Here is a 16,840-nt window from a genome sequence, read left to right on the forward strand (position 1 = left end):
CTAGCCCAGCCAGCGCTCCAGGCTGCGCAGCGTCGCCGCCACGTCCAGCGGCTTGGACCAGTAGCCGTCAAAGCCGCCGCGGCGTGCCAGGTCGGCGGCAACGAACTCGGCCTCGGCCGTCACGAGCACCGCCGGCACGGTGGCCGGGAGGCCGGCGTCGCGCAGCTTGGCGAGCAACTCGTCGCCGGCCGCGTCGGGCAGGTGCAGGTCGCAAAGCACCAGGTCCACCCGGCGTTCGGCCACGAAGCGCCGTGCCTCGGCCCCGCTGCGCGCCACCAGCAGGCTGCAGCCGGTGCGCAACTCGACGATGCCCTGCATCAGCATCGCGTTGACCGGATCGTCCTCGACGTAGAGCACCACGCGCATCGTCATGCCACCCTCTTGCTCGGCAGCCGCGTCGCGGGTGCGGGGTGGAGGTGGGAGGCGAAGCGGGTGCGGGTCATCGTGGTACTGCCAAATGGTCAAGTGCCATTATCAAATTTATTGATAGGAATGCCCTTGTCGTCTGCCCCTGAATCCGGGGGCAGCGCCGCGGATTTGCCGGAAGTATTGCTTGAAGTGCCGGAGCGTGTTCAGACGCCGCGGCGCGCGCCGAGGCTCACAAGGCCTTGCGCCAGGTCGGCCCAGCCGGTGCCTGTTTGCCCCAGCGCGGCGGCGTCCTCGATGGCACGGGCCTGATCGGCCAGGCCGGGGTGGCCGATCAGTTCCAGCACCGCCTTGAGCCCGTGGGCCACGCGGCGCAACGCCGCAGCATCGGCGCCGGCGACCGCGGCATCGCCCTGCGCGAGGTCGTCCGTGAAGCGGGCAATGCAGCCGTCGCGGAAGCTCTCGAACAGCGCACGGTCGCCGCCGAAGTGGCGCTGCACCGGGTCGTCCGCCACCGCCGCAGCCGTCGCCGCGGGCGTGCCGCCGGGCAGCAGCTCGGCGACGGTGTCCAGCAGCTCGACGAGCGGCACGGGCTTGCGCAGCGTGCGGGCCACGCCGCGGGCCTCCAGCGCAGCCTGGCGGGTCTCATGCAGGCCGGCGCTGAAGACCACCCACGGCGGCGCACCGTCGGCCAGCGCGAAACCTTCGGCCAGCAGCGTCTCGGCCGAGCCGTCGGGCAGCATCAGGTCGCTGACGACGAGCTGCCAGCCACCCTCCACCAGCGCCTGGCGCGCGCCGGCCAGGCTGCGCACGACATGTAGCTCGACCGCCGGCGCAGCGGCATCGTGGCCGGGCAGTTCTTCCAGTGCCAGCTCGACGAAGCGGGCGATCGAGGCGTCGTCCTCGATGAGCAGCAGGCGCGCGGCCATCGCGGGCAGCGTCAGGCCGGCTGTGCTGCGGTGGCTTCGGCCAGCAGCGGCGGCAGCTGTGTGACGAGGGATGTCTTGTGCACGACCGGCACGCCCTCCAGCGCGAAGCGGTAGGGCGCGCGCTGGGCTTCGTCCAGCGCGGTGACGACGATGAGCCGGCTGCGGGCGAACTGCGGGTGCGAGCGCAGGCTGGTGATCAGCGTGGCGCCGTCGATGCCGGGCAGCAGGATGTCGATGAGCAGCACATCGGGCTCCAGCCGCCCCGCCAGCGCGAGGCCGGCGATGCCGTCTGAGGCGACGTGCAGCTCGGCGCCCGGCAGTTCGCGCTTGACGATCAGGCTGATGAGGTTCTGGAAGTGCACCGAGTCCTCGATCAGCAGCAGCGTCATCGGCCGCCCCGTGGCGGGGGCTTCGTGCCCGGCCTCCGGCGGCGCTGCAGCGGCGGTGCCGCCGCGGCTGGCGAGCCAGGCGTCCAGCGAGCTGCGCAGGATGCGGCGGTGACCGCCGGGCGTCTTCCAGGCCTGCAGTTCGCCGCGGTCCACCATCAGCTGCACCGAGCGCACGGCCATGCCCAGCTGCTGGGCGGCCTCGGTCGTGGAACAGGTTTCGGGCACGGTTGCGGTGCGATTCACACGCGACATTTTGCCGAATTCCCGGAGTGACGCCCAGCACTGTTTATTTGATAAAAATATGTCTATTCGATAATTCCTTATCCAAGCCGGAGTTTCGCCATGCCCGTCACCGCCACCCAGGTTCCGACCGATGCCCGCGCCACGGCGCCGCAGCGCTCCAGTGCGGCGGACTTACGGCGCCAGGAGGGCGCCCACGCTCACCGTGTACGGCTGGGGCATCTTTCCGAGGCACTGGCCCGCCACCTGGGGCTGGACGCCGACACGGCCCAGCTGCTGCGGCTGGCCGCGCCGCTGCACGACGTGGGTGAAGCCGACCCCGCTGCGGCCTTCGAGCCCCCCTGGTCGCTGACGGCCGCCGAGGAGCGGCGCCGTCGCCAGGCGCAGCCGGAGCGCGGCGCGGCGCTGCTGGGCGGCTCGCGGCTGCCGCTGTTCGCGCTGGCCGCAGAGATCGCCCTGCACCACCGCGAACGCTGGGATGGCAACGGCTACCCGCAGGGCCTGCGCGGCAAGGCCATCCCGCTGTCGGCACGCATCGTTGCGGTGGTGGACTATTTCGACGCGTTGACGATGAACCGCCGCTACCGGCCCGCCCGTGCGGACGACCGCGCGCTGGCCATGCTGGCCGAGCAGTCCGGCAGCGCCTTCGATCCCGAGATCGTCGCCGCCTTTCTCGCCCACGCGCCGGCGCTGATCGCGCTGCGCGACCGCATCGACGCGGCCGGTGCCGGCGCGGCGATGCCGCGGCGGGCGGGCTTGTGAAGCGGCTGATCGGGGCCGTCCTCGGCCTCCTGCTGGGCGCTGCCGCCGGTGCCGCGCCGCCGCCGGTGGCCCAGCGCGTGCACGCCAGCGGCGAGCTGCGCGTGTGCATCTGGCCCGACTACTACGGCATCTCGCTGCGCAACCCGCGCACCGGCCAGCTGTCGGGCATCGACATCGACCTCTCCGCTGCCTTCGCTGCCGACCTGGGCGTCACGCCGCGCTACGTCGACTCGTCGTTCCAGACCTTCGTCGACGACCTGCTGCACGACCGCTGCGACGTGGCCATGTTCGCCGTCGGCCGCACGGCCCAGCGCGAGCGCGAGCTGCGCTTCAGCCGGCCCTACCTGGAGAGCGACATCTACGCCGTGACGACGCGAAGCAGCCGCGTCGTGCAGCGCTGGGAGGACCTGGACAAGCCCGGCGTGCGCATCGCCGTGCAGGCCGGCACCTTCATGGAGACGGTCATGGCGGGCGCGTTGAAGCGCGCTACCCTCGTGGTCGTGCGGCCCCCGGACACGCGCGAGCGCGAGCTCGAGGCCGGCCGCGTGGATGCCTTCATGACCGACTACCCCTACAGCCGCCGCCTGCTTGACAGCGCCGACTGGGCCCGCCTTGTCGCGCCGCCCTCGGCGTTCTACGTGATGCCCTACGCCTACGCGGTCAAGCCCGGTGACAAGGCCTGGCAGGGGCAGGTCGACGACTTCGTCGCCCGCATCCAGCGCGACGGCCGGCTGCGCGCGGCGGCCGAGCGCCACGGCCTGGGCGCGATCGTTCGCACGCGGTGATGCCGCACCGCAGCCGCTGGCGACCGAGCATCATCACGGCCGGTGCCGGCGTGCTGCTCGCCGCGGTGCTGCTGGCCGGCAGCGGCTATGGCCTGCTGCGCGAACGACGCGAGCTGACGGTCGAGACCGTCGCGCGCCAGTCACTGCTGGTGCGCGTGCTGGAGGACCACGCCCGCCGCAGCCTGGACGGCGCGCAGATCGCGCTGGCCGGCCTGGCCGACGTTGCCGCGCGCAACGCACCGCCGGAGGTGCTGCAGGCGCTGCTGGACCAGACCCAGTCCAGCCTGGGCTTCCTGCGCGGCGTGGCGCTGCTGGACGAGACGGGGCGCGTGCTGGCCGCCGCCGACCCCGCCGACCGCGGCGCCTTTCTCAGCCCCGGCGCGCTTGCGTCCCTCGGGCCCTGGCCGGCGGCGGGGCGCGACAGCATCGGCGGATTCATCGCAGCGCGCAGCCTGGCCAGCCTGGGCCAGGAAGGTGCCATCGTGCCGCCGGGCGTGGGCTTCATCCCCGTGCTGCACGGCCTGCGCCTGCTCGATGGCCGGCCCGCGCTGCTCGTCGCGCTGCTGAACCCCGATGCGCTGGCCAACTTCCAGCAGCTCACGCTGAACGACCCGCAGGCGGCGGCGGCCCTGGTCGACCTTGGCGGCCATGTGCTCGCCGCCACCAGCGGCGCCGAGCACCTGCCCGGCGAACAGCTGCCCCGCCTGCTGGCCGCCGGCGCGCCGCTGGCCGCCGTGCGCGCCGGCGCCGAGCTGGGCCGCTGGGAGGGGCCGGGGCTGCGCGAGGCCGACCAGCTCGGCGCCTACCGCGCGCTGCGGGCGCGGCCCTTCGTCGTGCTCGTCGAGCTGCCGCAGGCCGAGTTGCGTCGCCAGTGGCTGGTCTCCGTGCGCGACCTGGGCCTGCCGTCGCTGGGCATCGCCGCGGCGCTGCTGGCGCTGTCGGGCGTGGGCGCGGCGGCGCTGCGGGCACGCGAACGTGCGGCACTGCAACTGGACCAGGCGCAGCGCGAGGTGGCCGAGCGCGAGCGCGAGCTCAGTGCCATCTTCGGCAGCGTGCAGGACCTGCTGTTCCGCACCGACGCCGCCGGCCGCGTCACCTTCATCAACGAGGGCTATGCCCGCCTCAGCGGCCAGGCCGTCAGCCGCGTGCTGGGCCGGCCGTTGCAGGAACTGTTCGGCGGCTCGCCGGCCGTGGCCGCGCTGTTCGACGCCTGTGATGCCGACGAGGCGCTGCCGCACGAGCTGCGCGCCGAGTGGCTGGCGGCCGACGGGCAGGCGCGCAGCTTCGAGATCCACCTCGTGCCGCTGCGCCGCCACGACGGTCTGCTGGAGTGGGTGGGCAGCGCTGCCGACGTCAGCAGCCTGATGCGGGCCCAGGCCGAACTGCGTGCGCAGCTGGGCCTGGCGCGCTCGTTGCTGGCCAGCAGCCCGTTGCCGATGGCGGTGCTGGACGACGCCAACCGCTACCTCGACGTCAACCGCGCGTGGGAGCAGTTCACCGGCCGGCGCCGGGGCAGCGTGCTGGGCCGGCGTGCCGACGAGGCCGCGCTGCGCGACGACGTCCGCGACAACGAGCTGCTCGCGCGTGGTGGCGAGATGAGCTACGAGACCGCCTGGGAAGGCAACGACGGGCGCCGGCGCGACCTGTTCGTCAGCAAGTCGACCTTCCCCGACGCACAGGGCCGGCCGATGGGGCTGGTCGTCTGCTTCATGGACATCAGCGAGTTCCGCGAGGCCGAGCGCGCCACCCGCGCGGCGCGTGACGCGGCGCTGGAGACCTCGCGCGCCAAGTCCGACTTCATCGCCAACGTCAGCCACGAGCTGCGCACGCCGCTGCAGTCCATCCTCGGCTTTTCCGAGATCGGTGCGCTGCGGGCGCGTCAGGACCTGCGCCTGGCCGAGCTCTTCGCCGACGTGCACCGCGCCGGCCAGCGCATGCTCGGCCTCGTCAACGACCTGCTGGACCTCAGCAAGATCGAGCGTGGCGCCGAACCGCTGCAGCTGCAGCGCCTGGACCTGAACCCGCTGGCCGCCGAGGTGGCCCGCGAGCTGGCGCCGCTGCTGGCCGCGCGCGGCCTGACGTTGCACACGGCGCTGGGCGAGGCCGAGCTTGTCGTACTGGGCGACCCGCTGCGGCTGCAGCAGTTGCTGCGCAACCTGCTGGCCAACGCCATCCGCTTCTCGCCGGCGGGTGGCTCCATCGAACTGACCGCCCGGCATGACGCCGATGGCGACGTGCGCGTGGACATCGCCGACCACGGTCCCGGCATCCCGCCGGACGAGCTGGAGAGCGTCTTCGAGGCTTTCGTGCAGTCCAGCGCCACCCGGGACGCCGCCGGCGGCACCGGCCTGGGCCTGGCCATCTGCCGCCGCATCGCCCAGGCCCATGGCGGGCGCGTCTGGGCCGGCAACCGCGCCGACGGCGGCAGCGGCGCGGTCGTCACGCTGGTGCTGCCGACCACGCGCTTCGGCGATGCGGCGCCGGGCGCTGCGTAGCCAGCAGCCGCTTCAGCTCCGGCGTTTGCGGCCGGGCCAGCAGCTCGGCGGGTGGGCCGGACTCCAGCACGCGGCCGTCGTGCAGGAAGACGATGCGGTCGGCGTGGCGGGCCAGGGCCGGATCGTGCGTGGCCAGCAGCAACGCCAGACCGTCGCTGGCCAGCGCGCGCGCCGCGGCGCCGACCTCGCCGGCCTGCTCCGGATCGTCGGCGCTGGTGAGGTCGTCGCACAGCAGCACGGTGGGGCCCGGCGCCAGCGCGTGGGCGAGGGCGGCTCGCTGGCGCTGGGCCGCGGTCAGCCCGCCAGGCAGCGCGTCGAACAGCTCGGCCAGGCCGACACGCGCGAGCAGCTCGTGTGCCAGCGCCGCGGCGTTTGGCCGGTCCGCCAGTGCCGCCGACTGCATCAGGTGCCAGCCCAGGCCGATGTCGGGCGGCAGGTGCAGGCCCTGAAACACCCAGCCCACCGCGCGGCGCCACGTACCGGGCTGCGGTGGTGGCCGCCCCTGGAGGCTCAGCGTGCCGTCGTGGAAGCCCTCCAGCCCGGCGATGCAGCGCAGTAGCGTGCTCTTGCCGGCGCCGCCGCGGCCCAGCAGCGCAACCACCTCGCCGCGCCGCAGTTCCAGGTCCACGCCGCGCAGCACCTCACGGTGACCGTGGCGCTTGTGCAAGGCGGCGACGCTCACGAGCGGCGTCGCCGCCAGCGTCGCGAGGAGGTCGTCGAGGACTGCCGCCATGCCCTTGCTCATGCACGGTGCGCCGCAGAAACCGTGCCAACGTGGCGCCCGCTGACGGCGCCGTCGCTAGTCGTTCAACGATGACAGGAACTGCTGCAGCTCCGGCGTGCGCGGTGCACCGAACAGCTCGGCCGGCGGCCCGATCTCGTGCACGCGGCCCTGGTGCATGAAGATGACGCGGTCGGCCACCTTGCGGGCGAAATTCATCTCGTGCGTGACCATCATCAGCGTCATGCCCTCCTGGGCCAGCGCCTCGACGACACGCAGCACCTCGCCCACCAGTTCCGGGTCCAGCGCCGACGTGATCTCGTCGCACAGCAGCACGGCCGGCTCCATCGCCAGCGCGCGGGCGATGGCCACGCGCTGCTGCTGGCCGCCGGAGAGCTGGTCGGGCATGGCGTTGAACTTCTCGGCCAGGCCCACGCGGCGCAGCAGGTGGGTGGCTTGTTCGGCAGCCTCGTTGGGGTGGCGCTTCTTCACCAGGGTGGGCGCCAGCATCACGTTGCGGCCGACGCTCAGGTGCGGGAAGAGGTTGAAGCCCTGGAAGATCATGCCGACCTGCTGGCGCAGCGCGCGCATGGCCATGGCGCTCTCGTACAGCAGCGGCTTGCCGTTGACGGTGAGCGAGCCGTCCTGGAACTGCTCCAGCCCGTTCACGCAGCGCAGCAGCGTGCTCTTGCCCGAGCCGCTCTTGCCGATGATGGCGATGACCTCGCCGCGCTTCACGTCCAGGTCGATGCCCTTCAGCACTTCGTTCGTGCCGTACGACTTGCGCAGCGCAGTGATGCGGACGATGGGGTCGGTGAGAGCTTCAGCGTGCATGGATGCGGCGCTCCAGATGTTGGGCGAAGAGGCTGACGGGGAAGCACAGCGCGAAATACAGCAGCGCCACGCAGCCGAAGACGAGGAAGGGCTTGAAGCTGGCGTTGGCGATCATGCCGCCGGCCTTGGTCAGCTCGACGAAGCCGATGACCGAGGCCAGCGCCGTGCCCTTGATGACCTGCACGAGGAAGCCCACCGTCGGCGCGATGGCCAGGCGGCCGGCCTGCGGCAGGATGACGTGGCGCAGCTGCTCGCTGAAAGAAAGCGCCAGGCTGCGCGCCGCCTCCCACTGGCCGCGCGGCACGGCGTCCACGCAGCCGCGCCAGATCTCGACGAGGTAGGCGCTGGTGTAGAGCGTCAGCGCCAGCGCTGCTGCCGTCCAGGCCGACACCTCGACGCCCAGCAGCGCGAGGCCGAAGTAGGCGAGGAAGAGCTGCATCAGCAGCGGCGTGCCCTGGAACAGCTGCACGTACACGGCGATGGCGCGCTGCATGCCGGTGCCGAAGCGCAGCCGCAGCGCCAGCAGCAGGCCGCCGACGAGGCCGCCGCCCGCGAAGGCGATGGCCGACAGTGCCACCGTCCAGCGCAGCGCGAGCAGCAGGTTGCGGACGATGTCCCACAGCGTGAACTCGATCATGCCGACCTCCGGCCGAAGACGAAGCGCGGGCCGGCCCACGTCAGCAGCTTGCGTGCGGCGATCGACAGCGCGAGGTAGATCGCCAGTGCGATGAAGACGGCCTCGAAGTTGCGGAAGTTGCGGCTGTAGATGAGGCTGGTCGCGTAGTTCAGCTCCTCGGTCGAGATCTGGCCGCAGACGGCCGAGCCCAGCATGACGATGATGATCTGGCTCGTCATCGCCGGCCACACGCGCTGCAGCGCCGGCGGCAGCACGACGCGGGTGAAGGTCTGCACCGGCGTCAGCGCCAGGCTCTGCGCGGCCTCCCACTGGCCGCGCGGCGTGGCCTGGATGCCGGCGCGCAGGATCTCGCAGCCATAGGCGCCGAGGTTGAGCGTCATCGCGATGACCGACGCGACCTCGGGCGACAGCTTCACGCCGGCGGCCGGCAGGCCGAAGAAGACGAAGAACAGCTGCACGATGAACGGCGTGTTGCGCAGCAGCTCCACGTAGACACCCAGCACGCGCCGCAGCCACACCGGCCCGCAGGCGCGGGCCCAGGCGGCGGCCGTGGCGATCAGCAGGCCCAGCGGTGTGGCCACCAGCGTGAGCCCCAGCGTCCAGGCCAGCCCTTTCAGCAGCAGTGGCCATTCGGCCAGCACTGCCATGAAGTCAAAGCTGATCATGGCGTTGCCCGATCTGGATCACAGAGGAAGATCGCCAGCGCCACGGCCCAGCCATTTCTTGGACAGCGCCTCCAGCTCGCCCGCCGCCTTGGCCGCCGCGATGATCTGGTTGACCTTGGCCAGCAGCGCGTCCTCGCCCTTGAGCACGCCGACGAAGCAGGGGCTGTCCTTCAGCAGCAGCTTGTATTCGGTGTTCAGCTCGGGCTTGCGCTGCATCAGGTTGCCGGCGACGGCGGCGCTGGTGGCCAGCAGCTGGGTCTGGCCGGCAGCGAACGCGGCGATGGTGGCGTTGTTGTCCTCAAAGCGCTTGAACTCCAGTGTCGACGGCGCGACCTTGCCCAGCTCCTGGTCCTCCATCGCGCCGCGCGTGACGGCGACGCTCTTGCCGCCCAGGTCGGCCCAGCTCTTGATGCTGAGGCTCTTGGCGGCGAACACGGCCTGGTAGAACGGCGCGTAGGCCGCGCTGAAGTTGATGACCTTCTCGCGCTCGGGGTTCTTGCCCAGCGTGGAGATGACGAGGTCGGCCTTCTTCGTCTGCAGGTAGGGAATGCGGTTGGCGCTGGTCACCGGCACCAGCTCGGTCTTGACGCCCAGCTTGGCGGCGATGAGCTGGGCCATGGCCACGTCCAGCCCCTGCGGTGCCATGTCGGGGCCGACGAAGCCGTAGGGCGGGTAGTCGGTCGGGATGGCGATCTTGATCGTCTTGCTCTTCGTGATCGTGTCCAGCGCGGTCTGCGCCTGGGCGCCCAGCGCGAACAGGCTCAGGCCGGCGATCAGCAGGCGGCGGGAAAGCATCGAGGTCATAGCAGGGCTCCTAGGTAGGCGGGTTCGGTGGGTTCAGCGGTGGGTGAGGGCAGGGGCGCGAGGGCCTCGCGCAGCTGCTGCAGCGGGTCGTCGTCGGCGGGCAGGCGCAGCGCGGCCTGCACGCTTGCGAGGTGCTCGGCCATCAGCGCCTCGGCGCGGGCGCTGTCACCGGCGGCCAGTGCGCCGACGATGGCGACATGGTCCTGGCAGGACAGCGCCGCGTCGTGCGAGGACTGGTAGCGCATCGCGATCAGCGTCGTGCGTGCCGTGAAGTCGCGCAGCGTGTCGGCCAGCAGGCCATTGCCCAGGCATTCGGCCAGGCAGACGTGGAAGTCGCCGAGCAGGAAGCTGCGCGCGCCGACATCGTCGCCGCGCAGCGCGGCCTGTTCCTGCTGCAGATGCTGCTGCAGCCGCTCGATCGCTTCGGGCGCCAGCCGGCCCTGGCCGCGGATCAGCCCCAGCTCGATGACGCGGCGCGCCTCGAAGGCCTCGCGGACCTCGTCCTGTGTCGGCGCGATCAGATACCAGCCGCGCCGCGCGCTGACCGTGACGATGCCGCGCGCCGCCAGCCTTGTGAGCGCCTCGCGCACGATGGTGCGGCTGCAGTCGAACAGCATCGCCAGCTGCTGCTCGCCCAGCCGCGCGCCGGGCGCGAGTTTCTGTGCGAGCACCGCTTCGACGATGCGCTGGCTGATGTCAGTGGCGGAGATGCCCATGGCGGGGTCTTTGCAGCTTCCGTGCCAGCGTTTATCTGTCTTGTATGCAAGCGCTGTGCACAAATCCGGGACCGATCCCGACGGGATTGCACTAGCACGGTGCGGAGCAGCCCCAAGGCGAGCCGGGGCGTTCGGCATCGGCTACACCTTGTGTCCCCCCGACCTCTCCAAGGAAGCCCCACCATGGACCTGCAACTGAAGAACCGCCTGGCCCTCGTCTCCGGCAGCACCGCCGGCATCGGCCACGCCATCGCGCACTCGCTCGCCGCCGAGGGCGCCCGCGTCATCGTCAACGGCCGCACGCAGGCGGCTGTCGCCGCCGCTGTCGCCGCCATCGAGGCCGCCACCGGCAACCGGCCGCTGGGCTTCGCCGGCGACCTGAGCCAGGCCGAGGTCGCCGAGGCGCTGGTGCGCCAGCACCCCGGCATCGAGATCCTCGTCAACAACCTGGGCATCTTCGAGGCCAAGCCGTTCGAGGACATCCCCGACGCCGACTGGCAGCGCTTCTTCGACGTCAACGTGCTCAGCGGCGTGCGGCTGGCGCGCCTGGTGCTGCCGGCCATGAAGGCGGCCAACTGGGGCCGCGTCATCTTCATCTCCAGCGAGAGTGCCATCCAGATCCCGGCCGAGATGGTTCACTACGGCATGACGAAGACCGCGCAGCTCGCCGTGTCGCGCGGCCTGGCCGAGTCGCTGGCCGGTACCGGCATCACCGTCAACAGCGTGCTGCCCGGCCCGACGCGTTCGCGCGGCGTGAACGATTTCGTCGAGCAGGTGTCGAACGGCAAGTCGTTCGCCGAGTTCGAGACCGAGTTCTTCGAGAAGGTGCGGCCCACGTCGCTGATCAAGCGCTTCTCGACGCCCGAGGAGGTGGCCGCGCTGGTGACCTACGTCGCCAGCCCGCTGGCCTCGGCGACGACCGGCGCGGCGCTGCGCGTGGACGGTGGGACGACGAAGAGCGCGTTCTAGCCAGAACCCCGCCGGCAGGCGGGGTCTTTTTCATGCAACTAATAATGTTGCATGAAACAAAACAGCCAGCTGTCCGACGTGCTGCACGTGCTGCTGCACATGGCCGAGGGCGACGGCCCGGCCACGTCCGAGGCGCTCGCGGCGGCGATGCAGACAAACCCCGTCGTGCTGCGCCGCCTGATGACAGGATTGCGTGAGGCGGGCTTCGTCGCGTCGTCCAAGGGCCACGGCGGTGGCTGGGTGCTCAGCTGCCCGCTGGAGCGCATCACGCTGCGCGACGTGCACGAGGCGCTGGGTGCGCCGGCCTTCGTGTCGCTGGGCTTTCGCGAGGACCGGCCCGAGTGCCTGGTTGCCCAGGCCGTCAACGAATCACTGGGCGCCGCCGTGCGCGACGCCGAAGCGCTGTTGCTGGCCCGCCTCGGTGCCGTGACGCTGGCCGCGCTGTCGCAGGACTTTCACCAGCGCCTGGCGCTGCACCGCGGTGCCCACCCCGGTGCCGCGCACCGACTCGAGGAGCACACGCGTGCAGATTGATTTCGCCATCATCGGCGGCAGCTACGCCGGCCTGTCCGCCGCGCTGCAGCTGGCGCGGGCGCGCCGCAACGTGCTCGTCGTGGACGCCGGACAGCGCCGCAACCGTTTCGTCGACGAGGCCGGGCTGACGTCGCATGGCTTCCTGACCCAGGACGGCCGTGCGCCCGCTGCCATCGCCGCCGACGCCAAGGCCCAACTGCTGCGCTACCCGAGCGTGCAGTGGTTGGACGGCAGCGCCGATGACGCCCGCGTGGCCGCGGACGGGCGGCTCGAATTTCGCGTCGGTGAGCAACGCATCAGCGCCGGCCGCCTCGTCCTCGCCACCGGCGTGCGCGACATCCTGCCGCCGGTGCCGGGCCTGGCCGAACGCTGGGGGCGCAGCGTCTTCCACTGCCCCTACTGCCATGGCTACGAGCTGGACGCCGGCGAGATCGGCGTCGTCGCGGCCACGCCGATGGCGCAGCACCATGCCCTCATGCTGCCCGACTGGGGCCGCACGACGCTGTTCCTGAACGGCGTTTACACGCCGAACGACGAAGAGCGCGTCGAACTGGCCCGGCGCGGCACTCACGTCGAGCCGGTGCCGGTCGTGCGCATCGATGGCGAGGCCGACGTGGTGCTCGCCGACGGCCGCGTACTGCGAATGAACGGCCTGTTCACGCAGCCACGCACCGTCATGACCAGCCCGGTGGCCGAGCAACTCGGCTGCGCGATGACCGACGGGCCGATGGGGCCTTTCATCCAGGTCGGCCCGACGCAGGAAACCAGCGTGCCGATGGTCTTCGCCTGCGGCGACGCCGCACGGGCGGCGGGCAGCGTGGCGCTGGCGGTGGGCGACGGCGTCATGGCCGGATTCGGTGCGCACCGGTCGACGATGGTCTGACCGTCGACCGCGGCTACGCTCGCGGCATGCCCGTTCTTCTCATCATCGACATGCAGGTCGGCATGACCTGGCCGCGCAGCGGCGCCCGCAACAACCCACAGGCCGAGGCCGGCATCGCGCAGCTGCTGTCACGGTGGCGGCAGGCCGGCGCGCCGGTCGTGCATGTGCGGCATATGTCGCGCACGCCGGGTTCGGTGTTCTGGCCCGGCCAGCCCGGCGCCGAGTTCCAGCCGGCGCTGGCGCCGCGGGACGGCGAGCATGTCGTCGAGAAGAACGTGCCCGACGCCTTCACGCACACGGGGCTGGAGCGCTGGCTGCATGCCCGCGGGCACGGCGAGCTGGTCATCGTGGGCGTCAGCACCAACAACTCGGTCGAGGCCACGGCGCGCAGCGCCGGCAATCTGGGCTTTCATACCCACGTCGTGGCCGATGCCTGCTTCGCCTTCGACAAGACCGACCTGCGCGGTATCCACCACGCCGCGGAGGAGGTGCACCAGATGGCGCTGGCCAACCTGCATGGCGAGTACGCCACTGTCATCGACGCGGCGGCTGCCGCCGCGCTGCTGGCCGCGCGCTGAGACGCTGGCGCGATGACCGCCGCCGGCCGTGCGGCGGTCAGAATCCCGACCCATGCGACTGCTACTCGTTGAAGACGACCCCATGATCGGCGACAGCCTGCGCGAGGCACTGCGCCGCCAGGGCTTTGCGGCCGACTGGGTACGCGACGGCCTGGCCGCCGACGGCGTGCTGGCCAGCGGCGAGCGCTTCGACGCCGTGCTGCTGGACCTGGGCCTGCCCAAGCGCAACGGCGTGGAAGTGCTGCGCGCACTGCGCGCCCGCGGTGACGCGACGCCGGTCATCGTGCTGACGGCGCGCGACGCCACCACCGACAAGGTCGCAGGGCTGGACGCTGGTGCCGACGACTACCTCGTCAAGCCCTTCGAGTTGGACGAGCTGCTGGCGCGGCTGCGCGTCATCGCGCGCCGCCAGAGCGGCCGCACCGACTCGGCATTGCATGTGGCAGACCTGCGGCTGGACCCGGCCACGCGCGAGGTGACGCGCGGCGGGCGGCCCGTGCTGCTGTCGGCTCGCGAGTTCGCGTTGCTGCAGGTGCTGCTGGAGCGGCCCGGCGCCATCGTGTCACGGGCGCAGCTGGAGGACCGGCTCTACGGCTGGGGCGAGGAGCTGGAGAGCAACGCCATCAGCGTCTACATGCACCAGCTGCGCAAGAAGCTCGGGGCCGACCTGCTGCACACGGTGCGCGGCCTGGGCTATTACGCCGGCCCCGAGAAGGGCGGCGCATGACCGCCGCCTGGCTGAAACGCTTCACCGGCGAGGGGCACCTGTGGCATGGCCTGCAGCTGGCGCTGGTCATCGTGCTGGCGCATGCCGCGGCGCGCGTGACCGGCCTGCCCGAAGCCCACTGGGCCGCGATGAGTGCCCTCATCGTCAGCCGTGCGGACGCCAGCGCCACGCTGCAGGCGGGCGGCCAGCGGTTGATGGCCACGCTGCTCGGCGCCGTGGCCGGCCTGGCCGGCGTGGCGCTGGAGCATGCGCTGCCAGGCCTTGGCCGTGAAGCCATCGGCCTGGGTGTCGTTGCCCTGCTGGCCGCTGCCACGGCCGACCGGATCGGCTGGCGCACCGCGCCCATCACGGCGTTGATCGTGTTGGGCACCGCGTCGCATCCCGGGCAGTCGGCCGTGATGGCCGCGGCGCTGCGCACCGCCAACATCGCCGTGGGCGCGGGTGTCGCGATGGCCACGGCCTGGGTGGGCTACCGGCTGGCTGTCGGCGTGCGGCCGCTGGCCGTCGTGGCGGCGCTGCTGCGCGAGCTGGCCGCGCAGGTCGAGGCCGCACCGACGGCCGACGCCGACCGGCGCGAGGCCCTCGGCCGCGAGTCGCGCGCCACGCTGCGCCGCCTGGGCGAGATGCTGCACGGCACGCAGGATGACGGCCGGCGCAAGCTGCTGGGCCTGGCGATGCGGCTGGGCCAGGACGCCGCCTGGCTGGCGCGCCAGCTCGCGTCGCCCCAGGCCGGCGAAGCCGCCGCGCTGCTGGCGGCGCAGGCCGCCGTCACGCTGCGCGCCGCCGCCGCACGGCTGGAGGGCGGCAGCGAATCGCCCCGAGACGCCATCGCCGCGCTGGCCGGCCACGCCGGTCCGGCCTGGCGGACGGACGCCGTCGCGCTGCTGGCCGACGACCTGGCCAAGCTGCTCAAGCTCGCCGGGAGCCCGCGATGAAGTGGCAGTCGACGCTGCGCGGCCGCCTGTTCGCGCTGCTTGCCGTGCTGGGCGCCGTGACGGCGCTGGCCGTTGGCGGCGCCACCTACATCAGCGTGCGTGCCGAGGCCGACGAGCTGTTCGACTACCAGCTGCGCCAGACGGCGCTGTCGCTGCGCGACCAGGGCCGCGTCGCGCCGGACGAGGCCGCCGCGCTGGCCGACCCGAGCTTCGACTACGTCGTGCAGATCTGGTCGCTGCAGGGGCTGGAGCTGTATTCCAGCCGGCCCCAGGGCATGACCGAGCCGCTGCCGGCGCGCGCGGTGCTGGGCTACTCCAACCTGCACTTCGGCGGTCAGGACTGGCGCGTGTTCAGCGCGGCCACGCCGCTGCGCGTCGTGCAGGTGGCGCAGCCACTGGCGGCGCGGCAGAAGCTCGCCGCACTGGCTGCGCTGCGCAGCGTGGTGCCGGTGGCCGTGGCGCTGCCGCTGGTGGCAGCGGCGGTGTGGTGGTTGATCGGCCTGACGCTGGCGCCGCTGGCGCGCGTGACGCAGGCGGCGCAGGCGCGCGGCGCGACGGCGATGGAAGCGCTGCCCACCACCGGCCTGCCCGGCGAGGTGGCACCGCTGGTGGACGCCTTCAACGGCCTGCTCGCGCGGCTGGCCGAGGCCTTCGACGCGCAGCGCAGCTTCGTCGCCGACGCGGCCCACGAGCTGCGTTCGCCGCTGACGGCGCTGAAGCTGCAACTGGGCCTGCTGCGCGACTCGGCGCCCGGCGAGCAGCAGGACGCCGCCATTGCCCGTCTGCGCACCGGCATCGACCGCGCCGTACGCCTTGTCGAGCAACTGCTGGCGCTGGCCCGCGCCGAGCCCGGTGCGCAGACGGCCTCGATGTCGCTGGACCTTGCCGACCTGGCCCGCCAGGCCGTGGCCGACGTGCAGCCGCTGGCGGACAAGGCCGGCGTCGCGCTGACACTGGCGGCGCCCGACGTGCTGCCGCTGGCTGGCGACCCGCAGGCCTTGCGCGGCGCGCTGCGCAACCTCATCGACAACGCCGTGAAGTACGGTGCCCGCACGGTGGAGGTCAGCGCGTTGCGCGGCGCGCGGGGTGCGCCGCTGCTGCGTGTGGACGACGACGGCCCGGGCATTCCGCCCGATCAGCGCGAGCGCGTGTTCGACCGTTTCCAGCGTGGCGAGGATGTGTCGGTGGAAGGCAGCGGCCTGGGCCTGGCCATCGTGAAGGCGGCGGCGCGGCAGCAGGGTGCCAGCGTCGCGCTGGGCGACTCGCCACTGGGTGGGTTGCGGGCGGAGATCGCATGGTGAACCTGCGGACACGCCGCCTCATGGTTGCCGCGCTGGCGCTTGTGGCGGCATGCTGTCATGCGCATCTGCCGCCGGCGCCGCCTCCGGGAACGCGCGAACCGATCCGGACCTGCAACCTGGCGCAGACGGCCTGTGCCGTCTCCGACCCGCGCATCCCGTCGATCACCATCACGCCGACGTACAACCCTGGCGTCCCGTGGACCTTGCCGTTCCATGCGCCGCACGTGCTGGTGTCGAGGGGGGGCTGCACGATCGCCGTCTTCGCGCCGCCTCGACTTGAGGCGACGGCGGCCACGCCGTTCCTGACCCTCTACCGGAGCAACGGGAGCAAGATCGAGATTAGCTACGGGTCGCTCTACCCTGAGCTGCTCAGGACACCGGACACCAGCTTCCCGCTCCGATGGGGCAGCGTGGTGGAGGTCAACGACGATGACGACTTCTCGATTCAATCCGTTCGGGGTGAGCGATTCAAGTTCTCCATGAAGGACGAGCCCTGACGGTATGCCCAGCGCTGTACGGGTCGGTCTGCTGATACAGCGCATCGTCCAGCCTGCTCCGCTGTCCCTTCCC

General features: G+C 72.0%; 20 protein-coding genes. 11 read left to right on the forward strand and 9 right to left on the reverse strand.

The features are described from left to right. The 3 genes from ACG04R_RS15075 to ACG04R_RS15085 all read right to left on the reverse strand — a co-directional run bounded on the left by ACG04R_RS15075 (position 1) and on the right by ACG04R_RS15085 (position 1,936). The gene (locus tag ACG04R_RS15075) at positions 1 to 372 is read right to left on the reverse strand and encodes a response regulator (protein ID WP_394412013.1); all 372 of its coding nucleotides are present in this window, start codon (positions 370 to 372) and stop codon (positions 1 to 3) included. 200 nt (positions 373 to 572) lie between these two features. After that, entirely contained in the window at positions 573 to 1,295 is a 723-nt protein-coding gene (locus ACG04R_RS15080) for a DNA-binding transcriptional response regulator (RefSeq protein WP_394412016.1), read from the reverse strand. Positions 1,296 to 1,306: 11 nt separating this feature from the next. After that, positions 1,307 to 1,936 carry a helix-turn-helix domain-containing protein gene (locus ACG04R_RS15085; RefSeq protein ID WP_394412018.1) on the reverse strand — a complete coding sequence of 210 codons (630 nt, stop codon included), beginning with the start codon at positions 1,934 to 1,936 and terminating at the stop codon, positions 1,307 to 1,309. 90 nt (positions 1,937 to 2,026) lie between these two features. On the opposite strand from ACG04R_RS15085, the gene ACG04R_RS15090 reads away from it, so the two are divergent. Genes ACG04R_RS15090 through ACG04R_RS15100 form a run of 3 tightly spaced genes read left to right on the forward strand, consistent with a single transcriptional unit; the run spans position 2,027 to position 5,966 of the window. Next, positions 2,027 to 2,686 (forward strand): HD-GYP domain-containing protein, encoded by a 660-nt coding sequence (locus tag ACG04R_RS15090; RefSeq protein WP_394412021.1) that lies wholly within the window; start codon positions 2,027 to 2,029, stop codon positions 2,684 to 2,686. Positions 2,687 to 2,691: 5 nt separating this feature from the next. Then, positions 2,692 to 3,471 (forward strand): ABC transporter substrate-binding protein, encoded by a 780-nt coding sequence (locus ACG04R_RS15095; RefSeq protein ID WP_394412680.1) that lies wholly within the window; start codon positions 2,692 to 2,694, stop codon positions 3,469 to 3,471. Continuing rightward, entirely contained in the window at positions 3,471 to 5,966 is a 2,496-nt protein-coding gene (locus tag ACG04R_RS15100; protein ID WP_394412024.1) for a sensor histidine kinase, read from the forward strand. The genes ACG04R_RS15095 and ACG04R_RS15100 overlap by 1 nt, the downstream gene beginning before the upstream one ends. On the opposite strand, the gene ACG04R_RS15105 is transcribed toward ACG04R_RS15100, so the two are convergent. The 6 genes from ACG04R_RS15105 to ACG04R_RS15130 all read right to left on the reverse strand — a co-directional run bounded on the left by ACG04R_RS15105 (position 5,911) and on the right by ACG04R_RS15130 (position 10,343). After that, a complete protein-coding gene (locus ACG04R_RS15105) occupies positions 5,911 to 6,699 on the reverse strand; it encodes an ATP-binding cassette domain-containing protein (RefSeq protein ID WP_394412028.1) in 789 nt (262 codons plus the stop codon). The two genes, ACG04R_RS15100 and ACG04R_RS15105, sit on opposite strands and share 56 nt — an antisense overlap. 66 nt (positions 6,700 to 6,765) lie before the next feature. After that, entirely contained in the window at positions 6,766 to 7,521 is a 756-nt protein-coding gene (locus ACG04R_RS15110) for an amino acid ABC transporter ATP-binding protein (protein ID WP_394412032.1), read from the reverse strand. Next, positions 7,511 to 8,158 carry an amino acid ABC transporter permease gene (locus ACG04R_RS15115; protein ID WP_394412035.1) on the reverse strand — a complete coding sequence of 216 codons (648 nt, stop codon included), beginning with the start codon at positions 8,156 to 8,158 and terminating at the stop codon, positions 7,511 to 7,513. The genes ACG04R_RS15110 and ACG04R_RS15115 overlap by 11 nt, the downstream gene beginning before the upstream one ends. Further along, positions 8,155 to 8,823 carry an amino acid ABC transporter permease gene (locus tag ACG04R_RS15120; protein WP_394412038.1) on the reverse strand — a complete coding sequence of 223 codons (669 nt, stop codon included), beginning with the start codon at positions 8,821 to 8,823 and terminating at the stop codon, positions 8,155 to 8,157. Before ACG04R_RS15120 ends, ACG04R_RS15115 begins: the two co-directional genes overlap by 4 nt. 18 nt (positions 8,824 to 8,841) lie before the next feature. Further along, positions 8,842 to 9,627, reverse strand: coding sequence for a transporter substrate-binding domain-containing protein (locus ACG04R_RS15125; RefSeq protein WP_394412040.1), 786 nt, complete (start codon positions 9,625 to 9,627; stop codon positions 8,842 to 8,844). Further along, positions 9,624 to 10,343 (reverse strand): GntR family transcriptional regulator, encoded by a 720-nt coding sequence (locus tag ACG04R_RS15130; RefSeq protein WP_394412043.1) that lies wholly within the window; start codon positions 10,341 to 10,343, stop codon positions 9,624 to 9,626. Before ACG04R_RS15130 ends, ACG04R_RS15125 begins: the two co-directional genes overlap by 4 nt. A 183-nt stretch (positions 10,344 to 10,526) precedes the next feature. Here ACG04R_RS15130 and ACG04R_RS15135 point away from each other — a divergent pair, with 183 nt between their 5' ends. The 8 genes from ACG04R_RS15135 to ACG04R_RS15170 are packed head-to-tail and all read left to right on the forward strand — an operon-like array spanning position 10,527 to position 16,767. Then, entirely contained in the window at positions 10,527 to 11,312 is a 786-nt protein-coding gene (locus ACG04R_RS15135; RefSeq protein ID WP_394412046.1) for an SDR family NAD(P)-dependent oxidoreductase, read from the forward strand. Positions 11,313 to 11,363: 51 nt separating this feature from the next. After that, positions 11,364 to 11,846, forward strand: coding sequence for an Rrf2 family transcriptional regulator (locus ACG04R_RS15140; protein WP_394412049.1), 483 nt, complete (start codon positions 11,364 to 11,366; stop codon positions 11,844 to 11,846). After that, positions 11,836 to 12,729: an NAD(P)/FAD-dependent oxidoreductase gene (locus ACG04R_RS15145; RefSeq protein ID WP_394412052.1), complete on the forward strand. Its 894-nt coding sequence runs from the start codon at positions 11,836 to 11,838 to the stop codon at positions 12,727 to 12,729. Before ACG04R_RS15140 ends, ACG04R_RS15145 begins: the two co-directional genes overlap by 11 nt. A 26-nt stretch (positions 12,730 to 12,755) precedes the next feature. Beyond that, positions 12,756 to 13,307, forward strand: a complete 552-nt coding sequence (locus tag ACG04R_RS15150; RefSeq protein WP_394412056.1) for a cysteine hydrolase family protein — start codon at positions 12,756 to 12,758, stop codon at positions 13,305 to 13,307. Positions 13,308 to 13,359: 52 nt separating this feature from the next. Continuing rightward, positions 13,360 to 14,034 carry a response regulator transcription factor gene (locus ACG04R_RS15155; RefSeq protein WP_394412059.1) on the forward strand — a complete coding sequence of 225 codons (675 nt, stop codon included), beginning with the start codon at positions 13,360 to 13,362 and terminating at the stop codon, positions 14,032 to 14,034. Further along, positions 14,031 to 14,969, forward strand: coding sequence for an FUSC family protein (locus ACG04R_RS15160; protein ID WP_394412062.1), 939 nt, complete (start codon positions 14,031 to 14,033; stop codon positions 14,967 to 14,969). The genes ACG04R_RS15155 and ACG04R_RS15160 overlap by 4 nt, the downstream gene beginning before the upstream one ends. Then, positions 14,966 to 16,270: an ATP-binding protein gene (locus tag ACG04R_RS15165; protein ID WP_394412065.1), complete on the forward strand. Its 1,305-nt coding sequence runs from the start codon at positions 14,966 to 14,968 to the stop codon at positions 16,268 to 16,270. The genes ACG04R_RS15160 and ACG04R_RS15165 overlap by 4 nt, the downstream gene beginning before the upstream one ends. After that, the gene (locus ACG04R_RS15170) at positions 16,264 to 16,767 is read left to right on the forward strand and encodes a hypothetical protein (protein WP_394412067.1); all 504 of its coding nucleotides are present in this window, start codon (positions 16,264 to 16,266) and stop codon (positions 16,765 to 16,767) included. The genes ACG04R_RS15165 and ACG04R_RS15170 overlap by 7 nt, the downstream gene beginning before the upstream one ends. The last annotated feature ends 73 nt before the right edge of the window (positions 16,768 to 16,840 follow it).

It is taken from the genome of Pelomonas candidula, from assembly GCF_043555985.1.
In the GTDB taxonomy this organism is placed as follows: domain Bacteria; phylum Pseudomonadota; class Gammaproteobacteria; order Burkholderiales; family Burkholderiaceae_C; genus Pelomonas; species Pelomonas candidula.